Source organism: Paraburkholderia denitrificans, from assembly GCF_042655705.1.
In the GTDB taxonomy this organism is placed as follows: Bacteria; Pseudomonadota; Gammaproteobacteria; order Burkholderiales; family Burkholderiaceae; genus Paraburkholderia; species Paraburkholderia denitrificans.
The window spans coordinates 13,598-29,978 of the sequence record NZ_JBHSMP010000022.1; the positions used below are offsets into that span (position 1 = coordinate 13,598).

The 16,381-nt window shown below is 59.2% G+C and carries 12 protein-coding genes; 5 read left to right on the forward strand and 7 right to left on the reverse strand.

Annotated features, from left to right (window positions below):
• Nucleotides 1-202: 202 nt before the first annotated feature.
• On the forward strand, nucleotides 203-1,567 hold the full coding sequence (locus ACFPTO_RS18295; protein WP_377713437.1) for an aminotransferase family protein: 1,365 nt from the start codon (nucleotides 203-205) through the stop codon (nucleotides 1,565-1,567).
• A 473-nt stretch (nucleotides 1,568-2,040) separates the two neighbouring features.
• Here the strand turns inward: ACFPTO_RS18295 and ACFPTO_RS18300 are convergent, their stop codons facing one another.
• The 5 genes from ACFPTO_RS18300 to ACFPTO_RS18320 all read right to left on the reverse strand — a co-directional run bounded on the left by ACFPTO_RS18300 (nucleotide 2,041) and on the right by ACFPTO_RS18320 (nucleotide 8,662).
• Nucleotides 2,041-2,997, reverse strand: a complete 957-nt coding sequence (locus tag ACFPTO_RS18300) for an MFS transporter (protein WP_377713439.1) — start codon at nucleotides 2,995-2,997, stop codon at nucleotides 2,041-2,043.
• Between the two features lie 253 nt (nucleotides 2,998-3,250).
• Nucleotides 3,251-4,855, reverse strand: coding sequence for a class I adenylate-forming enzyme family protein (locus ACFPTO_RS18305; RefSeq protein WP_377713441.1), 1,605 nt, complete (start codon nucleotides 4,853-4,855; stop codon nucleotides 3,251-3,253).
• 68 nt (nucleotides 4,856-4,923) lie between these two features.
• Nucleotides 4,924-6,165, reverse strand: coding sequence for a thiolase family protein (locus ACFPTO_RS18310; RefSeq protein ID WP_377713443.1), 1,242 nt, complete (start codon nucleotides 6,163-6,165; stop codon nucleotides 4,924-4,926).
• Nucleotides 6,166-6,228: 63 nt separating this feature from the next.
• Nucleotides 6,229-7,344: a saccharopine dehydrogenase family protein gene (locus tag ACFPTO_RS18315; protein WP_377713445.1), complete on the reverse strand. Its 1,116-nt coding sequence runs from the start codon at nucleotides 7,342-7,344 to the stop codon at nucleotides 6,229-6,231.
• 70 nt (nucleotides 7,345-7,414) lie between these two features.
• Complete coding sequence (locus tag ACFPTO_RS18320; protein ID WP_377713447.1) at nucleotides 7,415-8,662, reverse strand: acyl-CoA dehydrogenase family protein; 1,248 nt, start codon at nucleotides 8,660-8,662, stop codon at nucleotides 7,415-7,417.
• A gap of 172 nt (nucleotides 8,663-8,834) precedes the next feature.
• Between ACFPTO_RS18320 and ACFPTO_RS18325 the strand changes: the two genes are divergently transcribed.
• A complete protein-coding gene (locus tag ACFPTO_RS18325) occupies nucleotides 8,835-11,609 on the forward strand; it encodes a winged helix-turn-helix domain-containing protein (protein WP_377713449.1) in 2,775 nt (924 codons plus the stop codon).
• Between the two features lie 216 nt (nucleotides 11,610-11,825).
• Here ACFPTO_RS18325 and ACFPTO_RS18330 read toward each other — a convergent pair whose 3' ends face one another.
• Nucleotides 11,826-12,254: a hypothetical protein gene (locus ACFPTO_RS18330; RefSeq protein WP_377713451.1), complete on the reverse strand. Its 429-nt coding sequence runs from the start codon at nucleotides 12,252-12,254 to the stop codon at nucleotides 11,826-11,828.
• A gap of 553 nt (nucleotides 12,255-12,807) precedes the next feature.
• Between ACFPTO_RS18330 and ACFPTO_RS18335 the strand changes: the two genes are divergently transcribed.
• From ACFPTO_RS18335 to ACFPTO_RS18345, 3 genes are all read left to right on the forward strand, one after another.
• Nucleotides 12,808-13,092 (forward strand): hypothetical protein, encoded by a 285-nt coding sequence (locus ACFPTO_RS18335; protein WP_377713453.1) that lies wholly within the window; start codon nucleotides 12,808-12,810, stop codon nucleotides 13,090-13,092.
• 77 nt (nucleotides 13,093-13,169) lie between these two features.
• Nucleotides 13,170-13,943 carry an ABC transporter substrate-binding protein gene (locus tag ACFPTO_RS18340; RefSeq protein ID WP_377713455.1) on the forward strand — a complete coding sequence of 258 codons (774 nt, stop codon included), beginning with the start codon at nucleotides 13,170-13,172 and terminating at the stop codon, nucleotides 13,941-13,943.
• A 238-nt stretch (nucleotides 13,944-14,181) separates the two neighbouring features.
• Entirely contained in the window at nucleotides 14,182-15,297 is a 1,116-nt protein-coding gene (locus ACFPTO_RS18345) for a succinylglutamate desuccinylase/aspartoacylase family protein (protein WP_377713457.1), read from the forward strand.
• Between the two features lie 526 nt (nucleotides 15,298-15,823).
• Here ACFPTO_RS18345 and ACFPTO_RS18350 read toward each other — a convergent pair.
• Nucleotides 15,824-16,381, reverse strand: a 558-nt coding sequence (locus ACFPTO_RS18350) for an aromatic amino acid lyase (protein WP_377713459.1), incomplete at its 5' end; no start/stop codon positions are given.

A 16,381-nucleotide genomic window follows, 5' to 3' on the forward strand; every position in this document is an offset into this window, starting at 1 on the left:
ATAACGCAACCGGAAGAAACGGACACGACCAAAACGTCCACATGGGCAGGACAGCAACCCTCCCCCTATAAGACGAGATGTCTGGGCGCAGCAGGCGATCAAGGTCGCCGTAGCACCTTTCCCCCAATCGCGACGAGCGCGATCGGACGGAAGAATTGCTGCGATTCGAATATGTTGACCAGCTAACCGTAGGAGCTGAAAAATGGCCGAAAACCAAGCCGGCACCGTAGACACGATAAGCGCCGCTGATTATCTGAGTGCAGATATCAAACACCATCTGCACCCGGTGACGAACCCCCAAACGCTGGAACACGACGGCCCGACCTTCATCGATGGCGCTGAAGGGATCCACCTCGACATTCACGGTCAAAAAATCATTGACGGCGTTTCGGGCCTGGGCTGTGTGAACATCGGTTACGGCAATGAAAAGCTGTGCCAGGCTGCGTACGCGGAAATGAAACAGCTGTCGTATTCGCATTGTTTCGTCGGTGTGAGCAACCAGAAAGCTGCACTGCTGTCCAGGAAGCTGGCCGAACTGACGAATCACGACTTCGAGAAGTTCTTCTTTGCGTCGACAGGTTCGGACGCCAACGAGTCGGCAGTCAAGCTGGCCTACTATTACTGGCGCCTGAAGGGCCAATCGCAGCGCAAGATTCTGCTGGCGCGCGAATACGCGTACCACGGCAATACGGTGATCACCACCGCACTGACCGGCATACCCCACTACCATTTCCAGTTCGAGCTGCCGCTTAACCACCTTGTTCAGCACGTTGGCGCTCCCTACGCTTACCGCTGCGGCAATGGTCTGTCGCCGGAAGACTTCGTCCGCAAGCTCGCCGCCGATCTCGAAGCGAAGATCACCGAAATTGGCGCCGACAAGATCGCCGCGTTCTTCGTCGAACCGATCCAGGGTGCGGGCGGCATGATCATGCCGCCGATCGGCTACCTTCAAGCAGTCCAGGAGGTCTGCAACCGTCACGAAATTCTTGTCATCGCCGACGAGGTTGTGACTGGCTTTGGTAAAACCGGTTCGATGTTCGCGTACCAGCATTACGGCTTCAAGCCGGACATGATCACGATGGCCAAGGGCATCACGTCGACGTACTTCCCGCTGTCTTCAGTCGGCGTGAGCAAAAAAGTCGCCGACGTGCTGGCGACTGCCAACGAAGAATTCGTGCATGGCTTCACGAATTGCGGACATCCGGTAGGGGCCGCTGTCGCACTGGCCAACATCGAGGTGATTGAAGAGAATCATCTGCTCGACAATGTGAACAACAACATTGCTCCGGCTTTGGCGCGCTGGATGGAAAAGTTTGCAAAGAACGCTGTGGTCGGCGAAGCACGTTCAGTTGGCGTCTTGGCAGCACTGGACTTCTGCCGCGGCGACTCCGAGGAAGAGTTGACAGCTTTCTGTGAGCGCGTCGGCAATGAGGCACTCGGCCGTGGCCTGATCGCGCGCCCGATGGGCCCAGTCCTTGGCATGACTTTCCCACTGATCACCACCGCCGAGCAGATTGAGGAAAGCATGAAAATCCTCGAAGCTGCGATCAACGCCGCAGTCGCGTAAACCGCGAGATATCTCTCCGCTTCATCGGCCGTAGAGTCCCGATGAGCGTTTAAGGGCGTCATACGCCGGCGGCCGGGATTCATACCGAAAGAATCCCTCCTTGCCTTTCGGCATGTTCCCAGCCGTTCTTTTTTTTTGCCAGCGGTCTATCCTCGTTGCGCGCCAAACGCAGGATCCCTGCGTTATTGAATAGCACGTCGAGTTTTTCTTGCGTCAAGGAAATAGAACGCACGATATATCGGCACCAGCGATACCAACGAGCCAAAAACGCATCATGCCTCGCCTCCTCGTTAAGACGATGGCGATACAACATCCAGTTCCCAAAGGTCTTCGGCACAACTGCCGTGAACAGGCAACGCTATCTGCCATATACGACGACCGAGAGCGCCTGCCTGTTCCTCGGGGCAGGCGCTCACCATTCCGCTCACCGCATACACAACCCCTTTCAAACCAGACCTGTTCAATGCACGCTCTTAAAACGCCTCGGCCCGTGCTTGTCCCGAGGCCGTTTTACGCGACGCCAACGTGATGGCAATAATCCCCAGCGCGATCACACCAGCCGACATCCAGCCCACGCCCTGCAAGCCGCCGTAAGCCAACGCGACCCCGCCCGCCGCAGGCCCGAGCGCCAGACCAATATTCGACACGGACCCTGCCATGGCGGAGCTACGCCCGCTTTCATCCAGGTTTGCGAGCAGACCCAACGAGAACGGAAAAGCTACCGTTGCCGCAGCGTTGACCAGGCACGTCGCCACGATGAACAAGCTTCGGTTATGTTGACAATACATGCCGATAGAGACCAGAAGCCAAACGAACAGCGCGGCATAGATCGGTTTGTAGAAGCCCGCACGGTCACCCAATGCCCGGGCCAACAAACCGGCCGGAAATTGAAGCAGGGCCTGAATCATGAGGATGGTGCCCAATTCATGGGCATCGATTCCCCGCGCTTGACCCGCCAATTCAGCGAAGCTCATCGCTGCCGTCTGCATCACAAACGTTGCGAAGATACCGACGAGAATCCAGACCTCGCAAATCGTGGTCGAGCGCGAAATTCCCCGCTCGATGGCAGCTTCAGCCGCATCGGAGATTTTCGCCACCGGCATCCGGAATGCGATCAGAACACCGATCGAGAACATGGCAATCTCTACCAGTTCCGTTCCCTTCACCCCGACGCGCCCGGTTACGTACGGGATACTGAACATCACGGCGCCATAGAGGATTGCCATGGTGAGCGTCAGTTCCGCAAATACTTTCTCGGGTTGGTCATCCATCGACATCACGGCATAAGTACATGCGATCAGTACACCGAGCGCGATGCCCAAAATCCCCTTGAGCACACAAACGACATAGAAATCATTAAAAACCGCCACGCCGGTAATGGCCAATAGTCCGGCCATACAGGAAACGAGCGAATAGCGGCGCTTGTCCACCGTTCCAACGCACCGCCCAACCATCATGGCCGACAGCGCCACGAGCAGGAGAACGCAGGAAGCCAGCCAGCGTGTTCCTCACTTAGACCGAATCGCTGCATCGACGACGGCACATCGTATGGCAGCAAAAAGGCCGGCGCCCATGCCAAAGCACTGACGTAGAGAACTGCGGCCTTTGATAGTCCCTTCAAATGCGCTTTCATACTTCACCTCTGCATAGGGTCACGGAGATCAGCTTTCTCCGTTAGCTCAATTAGCGCACTTCAGCAAAGACCTTGTTGCGCCGCTCCTCGAACATCTGGATCAGGAATCGATCCACGGGTTTTTCCGACGCTGTCTTCGGAATTTCATCCAGGACCTGTACCCAGGACATCACAGAACTCGAATCGAGCTTTTCCCGGCAGGTACGGAACACCAACTGAGGATCGAATGAGTCGATCTGCGTCGGTACGACCGCGGCAACCATATCCTTCTCACCTGGTGCTCCGGAAGCCGCCTTGACGCCATAGACATAGACATCGGCAACATCGCTCAACTCGGCGATGACCTTCTCGATTGGCGCTGTGTTGATGAATTCCCCGTTGTGTCGAATTCCACCGCCCTTGCGGCAGTCGAAGTAAAGCCAGCCGTCTTCATCCGCATGGACGATATCGCCCATTTGCAACCAGCCATTCTTGCACTTCTTTGCCGAGGCTTCTGGATTGCCGAAATATTCGACCGTTGCGGGCGCACCATCCACGCCTTGAAAGAGCAATTCACCGGGCACGCCAGGGGCGCAATCGTTGCCGTTCTCGTCAACAATGCGATAGCGAAGATTCGATACCGGTTTGCCGATACTTCCCACGGGGCCCATGCCCAGCGGTTTCACCGTCAATCCACCCTCGGCCGCACCGTAAAATTCGACGATATCGACATTGAAGCGCGATTCGAACGCTTTCCAGATCGCTGCCGGCATGCCTGCCGACACGACAAAACGCACAGGGTTATCTGCGTCGTTCGGTTGACGCGGTTCGCTGTAAATGGCTGTCGTCATACCACCGAGCAGCGTGAATGTCGTGCAACCATACTTGCGGGTAATGTCCCACAGGCGCGACTTCGTAAAGCGACGCGACATCACGGCGCGCATGCCCGTTGCGAGCGACGCCCCCAAGGTCACCACCTGCGCATTGGCATGCGTGAGCGACAACCCGGAATACGGACGCTCATCGGCCTGGTACCCGAGCATTGCCGGCACTGCGGCGGCGGTTGCACAGAATCGCAGATGCGTCATCACGATCCCTTTCGGGTCGCCCGTCGTTCCCGAGGTAAAGATCAACTGCATCGCGCCATTCGGATCATTGACGGCAATTTCCAGCTTCGGAACTTGCTGCGGCAGCGAATCACGGTAGGACAAGACACCGTGAGTGCCGATGTGCGAATGCGCCACCTCGCCAGTTTCCAGCCCAATCACCCACGATAAGCGCGGCAGCGACTCGCGTACCGCAAGGAGGTTGTCGAGTGAGTAATCTGCGGCGATGACACCTTTACATTGCGCGTTATCGAGCATGAACGTCAGTTTGTCGCCCTTGACTCGCGGATCAAGGGGCACAAACACCGTGCCCGAAATCGCTGCGGCAACCATGGCGTCGACGAACTCCGCGTGGTTGGCCATCAGCAATGCAAAGCGGTCGCCCGGGCGCATGCCTTGCTCGATCAGGACCTGCGCGAGGCGCTGCCCCTCTTCCCAGAGTGCTCGATACGTACGCACCTCGTCGGGACGCACACCTGCGCCTTCAACAGTGAGCACGTCGCGATCAGGCATGGTTTCAGCCCGGTTGGCAATGATTGCCGCCAGGTTGGTTTCCGGTCTAGTGCTCATCGCACTACGTCTCCTTATCTGTATTTATCGCTCGGTCGAATCACGAATGGTCGACCGAGTAATCCAGCTCACTGGCCGAGAATCGTGATACTCGCCACGGCTTCTTCCACGCCGCACAGTCCACCGCCGTTTTCGGCAATGGCGATACGCGCGCCTTCGACTTGTCGCGGTCCGGCTTCGCCACGCAGTTGCACGACGAGCTCGTAGATTTGACCCAGCCCCGTCGCACCGATCGGATGGCCCTTCGATTCAAGACCACCGGACGGGTTGATCGGAATGCGGCCACCAATCGCAGTTTCGCCACGCTCCGCGCATGCGCCGCCCATTCCCGGTTCGCACAGGCCAAGCACTTCTGATTGGATAACTTCACCGATCGCGGTCGCGTCGTGCACTTCCGCGACCGACACATCCTTCGGTCCGACACCCGCAATCTCGTAAGCGCGAGCGGCACCCTTTCGCACAAGGTGATGCTCCAGCGCGGTAGCCGGTCGATCGGTTCCAGTCTGGATCACTGAGGCGAGCACCTGAATGACGCGGGCGCGATTGACATTGAGCCGCTTGAGTCCCGCCTCATTGCAGACGATCGCCGCCGCAGCGCCATCGCTGACCGGCGAACACATCGGCAAAGTGAGCGGATAGGTGATGGGCGGCGCACTGAGAATTTCTTCAATCAGATACGGCTGCCGGTACTGTGCATTCGGGTTATGCACCGAATGCATGTGATTCTTGGCCGACACCGCCGCGAACTGGCGCTGCGTCGTGCCGTACTCACGCATATGCATACGGCCCATCGACGCATAGATGTCCATAAAAACGCTATAGGGCTTTGGCGAAATACTCCCTTCCGGCGGCACAATGCCCTCGCCCATCTGCAACAGCCTGCGCTTGCTGTTTTCCGTGTCATGCACGTCCCAGGCGCCATCGAATGCGCTGAACATGCGCGCCTTGTCGGTCGAAAACATCTTTTCGGCCCCCACCGCCAGAACGATATCGGCGGCCCCGGCCATCACATAGTTGACGGCGAGATGAAATGCCGAGCTCGCACTTGCGCAGGCGTTCTCGACGTTGATCACGGGAATACTTTCGATGCCCATCGCACGCAACGCCAGCTGGCCACGGATCATGTGCTGCCCCTCCATGTGCCCTTGCGTGGAATTGCCGAAGAACGCGCCGCCAAGCTGCTTGACGTCACAACCTGCATCGGCAAGTGCGTCAGTCACGGCAGCGTGCGTAAGTTGCTTCACGCTCGTGTCCAGATGTTTTCCGAACGGCGTCATCCCAACGCCTGCGATAAACACTTTGTTGCTCATCTATCGTTCCTCCATCGCCAAACGTCCGCAGTGCGCGCCACCAGGCCCGCACTGCGGTCAGGATCAGACGTTTTTCACTTCGTAGGACAGGTAGCCTTCTTCAGCCAGTGCGCTGACCAGGCTGCGTGCGCCAAAGGCGCGTGCCGGCGAGACGAAACCCGCCTCCTTGAGCTGGCCGCGCAGCACACGACGCGCGGCTTCCGCGCCCAGTACGCCCGTCTGGGCGTACGGCGAATTGCCACGCAGAATCACGCTCACGGAATTCGTATTGCCACGACCGTGGCACGACAGCGTGCAACGGTTGACGTCCGGGTTCTCGCGGGGTGGCTCGACCTGGGTCACTGCCTTGCCCAGTTCGTTGGTCACCGCCTCCTGCGCGGCTGCATCGAGCGAACGGTACTTTTCCTCGAACATCTTCAGCATGCCGACCACGGCATTGAACATGTCCTGATTGCGGAACGAAACTAACGTGGAACAGTTGGTCACGCGTGCATCGTCCTGATACCAGATCGGCTCACCGCCACCGCCCCACGGAAGGGCATTGAGAATCACATGCTCGCCCGGCACCTGGACCTGATACGGCGTTGCCCACGGCCATTGCTGCAGTTCGTTATTGCGCAGGAAATATTGCGGCTTCGTGCACATACGCAGGAACGATGCGGCGGACGCCACGCTCACTTGCGAATCGCCGAGATAGACGATGTCCAGGGTATCGATTCCCGGCGTCTCGAGTGCGATCTCGGCAGCGAGATTGCCTTCGGTCCACATATACGAGTTGCCGGTACACAGCGCCAGATTCTTGTCGGCAAAAGCCTTGCCGTATGAATTTTTCAGCAGTGCCATCCAGTCGGTTTCGCCGGTCGTGTCGAAGTAGTGACAGCCAGCCGACAGTGCCGCCTCAACAACCGGGCGACCAAGCTGCATGAACGGGCCAACGATATTGATGACCGCCTTGCGGCCGCGGAACAGTTCAGCGAGCGACTCCGCATCGTGACGAACGCCGACGCACTGATAGTCGTGACCGGCCAACTCCGGCACCTTGGCCATTTCCTCTTCCAGGCGCTGTTTGTTGCGGCCCGCCGCGATAAAGGGAATACCACGCTCCGCGAGCTTCCATGCCGTCAGCTTGCCCGTGTAACCACTCGCGCCATACAGCACGACTTCATACTTCGCTGCCATTTCATTGTCTCCTTCGATTTTTTTGGTGTGAGGCACGCATTACGTGCCCTGCGGTTTTAAAGCGTGTCGCCTACAGCAGATCCTGATCGACCAGCGCGTAGCCACCCTTGATGGCGAGAATTTCGTTGCAACCGTCCTCGACCAGCGAGGCACGCGCGTCGCGCCAGATTTTCTCGATCGGGTATTCGCGCGTCAGGCCGTTGCCGCCGAAAATCTGCAGTGCATCGCTCGCGACTTCGAGCGCGGTCTGGGTGGCCGTGACCTTCGCTGTCATGGCGGCGTGCAGCGATGGCACTGCCGCCGTGAAGTTGTAGTGCACGACGCGCTGCGTGAGCGCGCGAGCGGCTTCGACCTTGCGGAACATATGGAACAACCGGGCCGCAACCGACTGATGGCGGATGATCGGCAGACCGCCCTGCTTGCGCTCGTGGGCGTAGGCATGGGCAAGCTCGTAGGCTGCGCGTGCCGTACCGGTGAATACGGCGCCCATCACTGCGTTCGCGAACGCGTGAACCGCGTAGACGGCATCGAGATATTGATCGGGACCGGCAAGGATGTGCTCTTTCGACAGCGTCACATTCTCGAAGAAGATCTCGCCCTGATTCAATGCGCGCTGACCGACCTTGTCGAGCGGCTTGCCGCGCGTGATGCCCTTCGCGTCCATCGGCACGATGATCACGGCGCCACGCTTCGTATCCACGCCGGAACCGCTGTCTGCCGCGCAATACAAAATGCAGACGTCGGCTACAGTGCCGTTCGACACCCAGGCCGACTTCTGGCCGTTGATGATGACTTCGTCGCCGCGAATCGTCGCCACACAGTTCGGGCGGCCGTAGGTGCCTTGCGGGTTGAAGATTGCGCCGGACGGATCGAGCGCGTCGGAGCCGTGGTCCGGCTCCGTGATTGCCCAGCAACCCAGCTTTTCATCCGACGCAACCGAGCGGCAGAACGTATTGCCAAAAGATACGCTCAGCAGAGCGGCCAGCAGGCCGGCCCCCAAGGTAACCGCGAGACCGGCGTCACCCCAACCCAGCTCTTCGAACAGAATGCACATCGTCTTCGCGCGCTCAGCCGGTTCGAGTTCGAGCAGACTGTCGACGGTAAAGCCAAGTTCGAGGAACTTCTGACGCGCCGCCCAGTACGGCGAACCGGGTGCGATCACCTCCTCGGGCGTCATGCGATCCAGCTTGATGCCGACAGGACGCAGCACCTCCCGCGCATAGCGATGGACCGTCTGCTGAATCAACTGACGCGTTTCGGAAAACTCGGGCTCGGCACCAAGCGGCCCAAGCTTGAACATTGCGGATGTTGCCGTCATGTCTCCTCCTCTGAGGTGGTTGGCTTATGATTTGTGTGCAGCACCGGAGAAACGTGGGCAAGCGCATCACACTACTGGCCCGGCCCGACGGCGCTGCTTCGCTTTCAGGAGTCGATAGTGGCGTAGTACGATCGCGCGCAACATCTCCCTTTTGGGAGAGCGCGAAGAGAGAATGGAGATGGAGACAAGGGATAACCCGAGTGCTGAAAGCACCGCACAGGATACAAACGCAACATCCGCCGCGAGACCTCCGGTTTTGCTGGCGACAAAGGTTATTGCTCCGCGCATCCCCAAGGGCCTGATTGACCGTCCTCGTCTCGCCGATTTGGCCAACGAGGCAGCAGACAAGCGCCTGTCTGTCATCAAGGCGCCCGCTGGCTTTGGCAAGACTTCGCTTGCTCTCGCGTGGTTCAGTCGGTTAGCGGCAAGCGGAACGCTCCTCGCGTGGCTTTCGCTTGATGCGGAAGATGACGAGCCCGCGCGATTCCTGCATCACCTTTCACATTCATTACGATATGCCTGTGGGAACGTCGGTGCTTCAGCGATTGGACTGACGGCTGAAGCGTCGCTCGTTCCGGCGAATTCAGTGATGGCAACGCTGATCAATGAACTCGTCGACGTGGATGACGAAATCTGTCTGTTCATCGACGATTACCATCTGATCAGCCTGCCGACCATCCACGATGCAATGTCGTTCTTCATCGCCAATGCGCCGTCACACGTGCACCTGGTAATTTGCTCCAGGACCGAACCTCCACTGCATTTAGGCCGCCTGCGGGCTCATAACGAACTACTGGAGATCGATGCATCGATGTTGCGCTTCAACGTCGAGGAGACACGAGGCCTCGTTGAAAGCACTTGCCCGGCGAAGCTGCCGGCGGCTGACGTCAAGTCGCTATGCGAAAGCACGGAAGGTTGGGCAGCGGCATTGCGTATTTCCACATCGGCGTTGGCGCGCAATGCTCATCAACGCGCGTGGGAAGTTGTTCCCGCAACGGGTACTTCGAGACCGCTTGCAACCTACCTGGAAGAAATCCTTCACGGCCTGCCCGACGAGACGGTCGATTTTATGATGTGCACGGCGATACTGGACCGGTTGACAGCCCCACTTTGCGATGCCGTCACGGGGACTGCAAATGGTCACAGCATGCTGACGTCAATTGCATCGCGTCAGATGCTGCTTGAGCCTATCGACTCGGAAGGGTACTGGTTTCGTTATCACCATCTGATGGCCGAGTATTTGTGTCAGCGTCTGGCTGCGCAACCCCGCTTTGATGTGAAAGATCTGCACCGGCGTGCATGCCAATGGTATGCCGAACAAGCTCTCTGGACTGAGGCAGTCAAGCATGCCATCGCGGCCGGATTGACGAGCGAAGCCATTCGCCTGATGGAGCAATGCGCCATGGCGCTCGTCAAAAAGGGCGACCTGCTCACACTACTCGGTTGGCAACGTCAATTCCCGGCGGACCTCATGCGCGCGCAAGTCGTTGTGACGCTAGCGATTGCCTGGGGAATGGCACTGGCGATGCGTTTTGACGAAGCGCTGACGATGCTCAATGCCATCGAGCGCGACGTAATGGTCGATGGAAACGCGGACCGTGACGAGATTCATTGGAAATGCCTTGTGATTCGCTCGACCGTCATCGCATTGCAGGACGAACCCGAGCGGGCTCTCGCCATCGCGCAGGGATGCCTGAATCGTCCATCAACCGATAGCTGGACGTCAAACGTCGCGTCCAACGTGGTTCGTTTCGGCCAGTGGAAGATGGGTAATCTCGACGCGTTGTACTCGACTCCGTGGATTCCGTATTCCGTCGAAGAAGATCAGCGCAACGTCTTCTCCTCCGTCTACAGGCTATGCATCCTGGGCTTTGCCGAGATGGAGCAGTTGCACTTTGGGCTTGCCGAGCGCCACCTCAACGAGTCAGCACGACTCGCAGCGCGTCACGCCGGTCCGCGGTCCATCCTGAATGCACTGTATGCGCCGATGCTCGCAAAGATTCATTACGAGCAAAGCCGACTAGACGAGGCCGAAGCGTTGCTGGTCGATCTCATGCCCGTCATCGATCTGGCAGTCTTTCTCGATAGCGCGCTCACCGCCTACATCACGCAGGTGCGGATCGCGCGCACACGCTCGGATACATTGCATGCCTACGCGTTGCTGGATCAAGCCGAGGCATTGGGCCACAACCGGCGCTGGAACCGCTTGATTGCAGCGACGCTTCTTGAACGCACGCGTTTGCTGTTATCCGAAGGACGATTAGCCGAAGCGTCGGCTTGCGCCACGCGACTCGAGCAACTCGCGTTCGCCTGTGCGAGCACGATTTCCCGGCAATGCCTCAGGGAGATACAAGACTACCGAACGCTTGGTGCCGCATATGTTTCACTGTCCCGACGCGATGCACAGTCTGCGGTTGAATCACTCCAGGCCACCTTGCGCGATTCGCCGACCCGCCGCAGCGATTTCATTTCGTTAAATTTAAAAGCCGTGCTGGCCTTGGCGTTGCTGGCGACGCGCCAACGTGCCCGTGCCGTCAGGACGTTCCACGATGTCGTGCGAGTCGCGGCGCCGGCCGGGATCTACCGCACCATACTCGATCAAGGATCGGAGATCGGCGAACTGCTTCAGGCAACGCGAGAGGACATACGAGGCACAGAAGAATCTGGCGGGACTGCAACGTACCTGGACAGCCTTATCATCGGCTGGCGAGAGATCTATCGCTCGGAGGATAAACCACGACGCGATGCGGAGACGCTCAGTGCACGCGAACAAGCCATTGTGAAATTAATCGCGCAAGGACAGTCCAATAAGGAAATCGCACGTACGCTGGGCATTGCGCCCGGAACCGTCAAGACGCACGTCAAGAGCATCTTCACTAAACTGTCCGTCGACAAGCGTGCTCATGCTGTTTTTCGTGCGCAGGAACTCGGTATAGTGCGACATTGACGCATGAACCCGACTCGGGAATTTCTCTGACACGCCATTGGAACGAGCGACGGCATTCCAGCGCTGAATGCAGGATGATCAGCGCCCCCTGTGCTTGTCGAATCGTTGCAGGACTCAACCAACTGTCCGGAGCGCAACGGCGGCAAGACCGAATGGCACGCCATCGGCTTAAAAATTGATCGCGGTTTCCCGGCGCTATTTCCAAACGGTTTTTGACTAGAACGCCTCGGGCAGGCGCTCGTACCGCAGGCGCGCGCGCAGGAAGATGAACGGGAATGCGTGCAGGCGCACTTCTCTCTGGACCAGCGAACGGACCGCCTGTGTCAATGGGCGTGTGTCGCCCCGCTGCGCGACGGCCTGCGCGAACCGGACAATTTCGTATCGCTGTATCTGCCTGCGGGGTTCGGCTCGCAGCAATTCAAGCGTGCGCGTAACACCGTTTTTGGGCGGTGAGCCGCTGGCGAGGCACAGCATGTGGATAGCGTCATAGAGATCCGCATTGAGCCCCACCATCTCTGCCCGGGGATTGCGCGACGTACGTCCAGCCGGACGCGCGCGCACGAGCGGATCGAAGATGGGTAGCGGCGGCGTGCCGAAATGCTGTAGTATTTTCTCCGCGTAACGACGCTCTGCGATGAAAGTCACCGCGGTACCGCCTTCTCGCGGCAGTGCTTCAAGATAGTAGTAGCTTGCCCCATCACACACCGGGCCACACGGCATGACCTGTCCGGGCAGGCTCCTACAATGAACCAGCGGTTCAACGTAGTGTGTCTCCCAGACGCTACGTACGTAGGGCTGGTCGTGTAACCGTCTCACTATCGGATACTCCAGTTTTCGCCTTGCATGTCCGGCATTCGAATGCCGCTATTTTTTAGTACAACTTTATGTCTCCCGTCTGTCTGCAGTTCTTCGAAAATCATCGCTATCGCGTGAGTCTTTATGTGATGTACAACTTACTTATAAATCACCTTTCGAGGTGTAATTCTATAGCGGTATAAAATCATATATTCGATAAATATGTTAATCGCGATCATGATTCGCAAATTCATTCGCGAAGTCACATTTAACCGGAACTTCGCTTCCTCAATGTAAATACGTTTACTGAAGATTTCTTAAGTTTACATGCGATACCGATACGGAATTCCCTGGGTGCCGGCAAGAAGCGCCGATGAGTTTGATACCGGGGGAAATCCCGCCCATGCCGGTAACACTGAAGATCGGAGTCGAGCAGGCAGATAACGCTACACCGATCGTCGCCTTTGGCCTGACGCTCGATGGCGCGGAACGCATCCGGCAGGTTCTCTCATTGAGGGCACCACTCATCACGACTAGACAACTTGAATTCGCGCTGCCGATTCCTCACTTCCCACCGCACTTCTCTTCGCGCGATGATACGACCCGTATTGGCGTTTCACGAGCCGCCGTCAGCGAAAACCCTACTTATCCGATCGCGATTGTTTGGCTATCTTGTCTATACAACTAAACAGCCGGACGGCCGTTCGTTGGATATGTCGCCGCCCTTCTCGGCGGCGCCGAAAACATTATGGGAACCCCACGTCAATGAAGAAGTTTGCACTGTGCATCGCGATCCTTGCGGTCGCAACCTCCGCTTTCGCGAAGGACTGGTCCACCGTCCGGTTTGGCGTGGATGCGAGCTATCCCCCGTTTGAATCGAAAAGCGCGGACGGCAAACTGGTCGGCTTCGACATCGACCTGGGCAATGAGATTTGCAAACGTCTGAACGCGAAATGCGTCTGGGTCGAGAACGAATTCGACGGCATGATTCCCGCGCTGAAGGCGCGGAAGTTCGACGGCGTGCTGTCGTCGATGTCGATGACGCCGCAACGAAAGGAACAGATCGCGTTCTCGGAGCGGTTGTTCCGCACCCCGACTCGCCTCGTCGCGAAGAAGGGCTCGAACGTCCAGCCAACGGTGGATTCGCTGAAAGGCAAGTCGGTCGGCGTCGAGCAGGGTTCGATCCAGGAAACCTATGCAAAGGCTAACTGGGCATCGAAGGGCGTGAACGTCGTGCCTTACCAGAATCAGGACCAGGTCTACGCGGACCTGATTTCGGGCCGTCTGGATGCTGCGCTGCAAGACGCCGTGCAGGTCAACCTTGGCTTCCTGAATACGCCGCGCGGTGCGGGCTTCGCGTTTACCGGCGGCGAGCCGAACGATCTGAAGATGCTCGGCAACGGCGCGGCCATCGGTCTGCGCAAGGACGATACCGATCTGAAGGCGAAGCTCGATCAGGCGATCGGCGACATCATCAAGGACGGCACCTACAAGAAGATCGAAGCGCGGTATTTCACGTTTGACGTGTACGGCTCGTGACGTGCAACGGCGCGTGAAATACACCGCGCCTTGTGCTGCCCGACTCGCAGGCAGAACGGCTCCACCCTGGGTGGAGCCGCTTCCGCTTCCGCATCCGCTTTCGGGCGCGCGAGTCGCATGCAATCGAATAAGCCCGATCTGGCGCGCCCCATTTGTGCGCCCTGTCCTACCTGCCACTGCGTGAACCGCACTGACTTATCCGGCGCGCCCGTACGATGCCCGGCGCACTCACTCCATCATGCAAACGAAAACCCATCCGTTGATTTCCCCGGCGCTCGGCACCGAGCGGCATCTCACCAGCTTCCACTACGGTCCGGGCGGCGGGCAAAAGATTTATATCCAGTCGTCGCTGCACGCTGACGAACTGCCGGGCATGCTGGTCGCCTGGGAACTGCGCAAGCGTCTCGCCGCGCTCGAAACCGCAGGGAAACTGCGCGGCGAAATCGTCGTCGTGCCCGTCTCCAATCCGATCGGCCTCAACCAGCGGTTGCTCGGGCAGATGCTCGGCCGCTTCGAATCCGGCACCGCATCCAATTTCAACCGCGGCTTCCATGATCTGGCCGAACTCGTGATGCCGCGCATCGAGCCTCGCCTGACCGGCGACGCGCAACAGAACCTGCGTGCCGTACGCGCCGCGATGCACGAGGCACTCGCCGAGCAAACGCCGACCACCGAACTCGAATCGCAGCGCCTCGCGCTGCAACGCCTGTCATGCGACGCCGACGTCGTACTCGACCTGCACTGCGACTTCGAAGCCGCGCTGCATCTCTACACGAACCCCGAATTGTGGCCGGAGGTCGAGCCGCTCGCACGCTATCTCGACGCGAAAGCCTCGCTATTCGCGCTCAATTCGAACGGCAGTCCGTTCGACGAGATTCACAGCTTTTGCTGGTCCGATTTACGTGCGCGCTTTGGTGAGCGCTATCCGATCCCGAACGGCTCGATCTCGGTGACGATCGAGCTGCGAGGCCAGGCGGATGTGACTTACGCATTCGCCGAGCGCGACGCGAACGCAATCGTCGAATACCTGACCTGGCGCGGCGTCATCGACAGCACGCCCGCGCCGCTGCCAGCGCTCGAATTCGGGCCCACGCCGTTCGCGGGCACCGAGCCGCTTCAGGCGCCGATTTCCGGTGTGCTCGTGTTCCGTGCACAGGTCGGCGTTTGCGTCGAATCCGGCGAGCCAATCGCCGACATCGTCGATCCGCTGACCGATCGCGTCGTCACAATCCACAGTTCCGTCGCCGGCGTGCTGTTCGCTCGACAGCGCACGCGCTTCGCCACCGCAGGAATGGTGGTGGCGTGGGTTGCCGGGACCGAGCCTCTCCGGGACGGCTCGCTGCTGCCGAATTGAGTGGGCGAGCGCGGTTTCGGGGCCGCTGCCGTTGGCGTACCGCGCGGCTTAATCGAGGCCAGGCGTTGAAGACGATTCAACACCTGGCCGGTAAAGGCGAGACGTGTGCGCACTCCACGCACGCGCGGTATGGCAGTCGTTGTGGATTCGGGTGCGGACGATTGGATGCGTAGAACCCACGGCGTCGCAAACTTGCCGCTGATTCAACAAGCGCGGCTACGGTCGTTGCGCACACATTGATCGACACCCAGCGTTCGTGCTGGCTGACCAGCGCTGGCAATTTCAGGCGCGACTATCCAGCAATTGGTTTTCGCCATGCACGAAGTGGCGATTGGCGTCTCAAGTTGCGACGCGATCTCGCGCGCGGCACGAAGCGTGGCGCAACGTGGCGCGGCCCTTCCTTCGTCAGAAAGGGCCGCTTGCGCACACCGGTCGCCACGGGTTCGATCCGGTAGACAATGCGTCCCAACCAAGCAACGCACGCCGGATATGACTCGGGATAAGGGCCAATAAAGCCCTGTGTCAATTACTGCTCGGACTCGAATGCAAGCGGGCTGTGCGCCGCAATCGCGCCGCCCTGCACGAGCCGCGTGACCGCCGCGATATCCGGCGCGAAATAGCGGTCGAGATCGTAATGCGGCACCTCGCTGCGCACGGACTCCATCACGCGCGCGAGCGCCGGGCTCGTCCGGTGCGGCGCGCGCAGATCCACGCCCTGCGCCGCCGCGAGCAGCTCAATGGCGAGAATGTTGGCCGTGTTGTCGGCGATGTCGGCCAGCTTGCGCGCGGCGAACGTCGCCATCGATACATGGTCTTCCTGGTTCGCCGAGGTCGGCAGCGAATCGACCGAGGCCGGGTGCGCCAGCGTCTTGTTCTCCGAGGCGAGCGCCGCCGCCGTCACGTGCGCAATCATGAAGCCCGAGTTCACGCCGCCGTCCTTCACGAGGAAAGGCGGCAGGCCCGAGAGCGTCGCGTCGATCAGCAGCGCAATGCGGCGCTCGGCCAGCGCGCCGATTTCGGCGGCGGCGAGCGCGAGATTGTCGGCCGCGAACGCCACCGGCTCCGCATGGAAATTGCCGCCCGA

Excerpts from the sequence above, each read along its gene's own strand:
- ACFPTO_RS18340 (WP_377713455.1), top strand. The coding sequence starts at position 13,170 with ATGAAGAAGTTTGCACTGTGCATCGCGATCCTTGCGGTCGCAACCTCC.
- ACFPTO_RS18325 (WP_377713449.1), top strand. The coding sequence starts at position 8,835 with ATGGAGATGGAGACAAGGGATAACCCGAGTGCTGAAAGCACCGCACAG.
- ACFPTO_RS18320 (WP_377713447.1), bottom strand. The coding sequence starts at position 8,662 with ATGACGGCAACATCCGCAATGTTCAAGCTTGGGCCGCTTGGTGCCGAG.
- ACFPTO_RS18345 (WP_377713457.1), top strand. The coding sequence starts at position 14,182 with ATGCAAACGAAAACCCATCCGTTGATTTCCCCGGCGCTCGGCACCGAG.
- ACFPTO_RS18295 (WP_377713437.1), top strand. The coding sequence starts at position 203 with ATGGCCGAAAACCAAGCCGGCACCGTAGACACGATAAGCGCCGCTGAT.
- ACFPTO_RS18305 (WP_377713441.1), bottom strand. The coding sequence starts at position 4,855 with ATGAGCACTAGACCGGAAACCAACCTGGCGGCAATCATTGCCAACCGG.
- ACFPTO_RS18310 (WP_377713443.1), bottom strand. The coding sequence starts at position 6,165 with ATGAGCAACAAAGTGTTTATCGCAGGCGTTGGGATGACGCCGTTCGGA.
- ACFPTO_RS18315 (WP_377713445.1), bottom strand. The coding sequence starts at position 7,344 with ATGGCAGCGAAGTATGAAGTCGTGCTGTATGGCGCGAGTGGTTACACG.
- ACFPTO_RS18335 (WP_377713453.1), top strand. The coding sequence starts at position 12,808 with ATGCCGGTAACACTGAAGATCGGAGTCGAGCAGGCAGATAACGCTACA.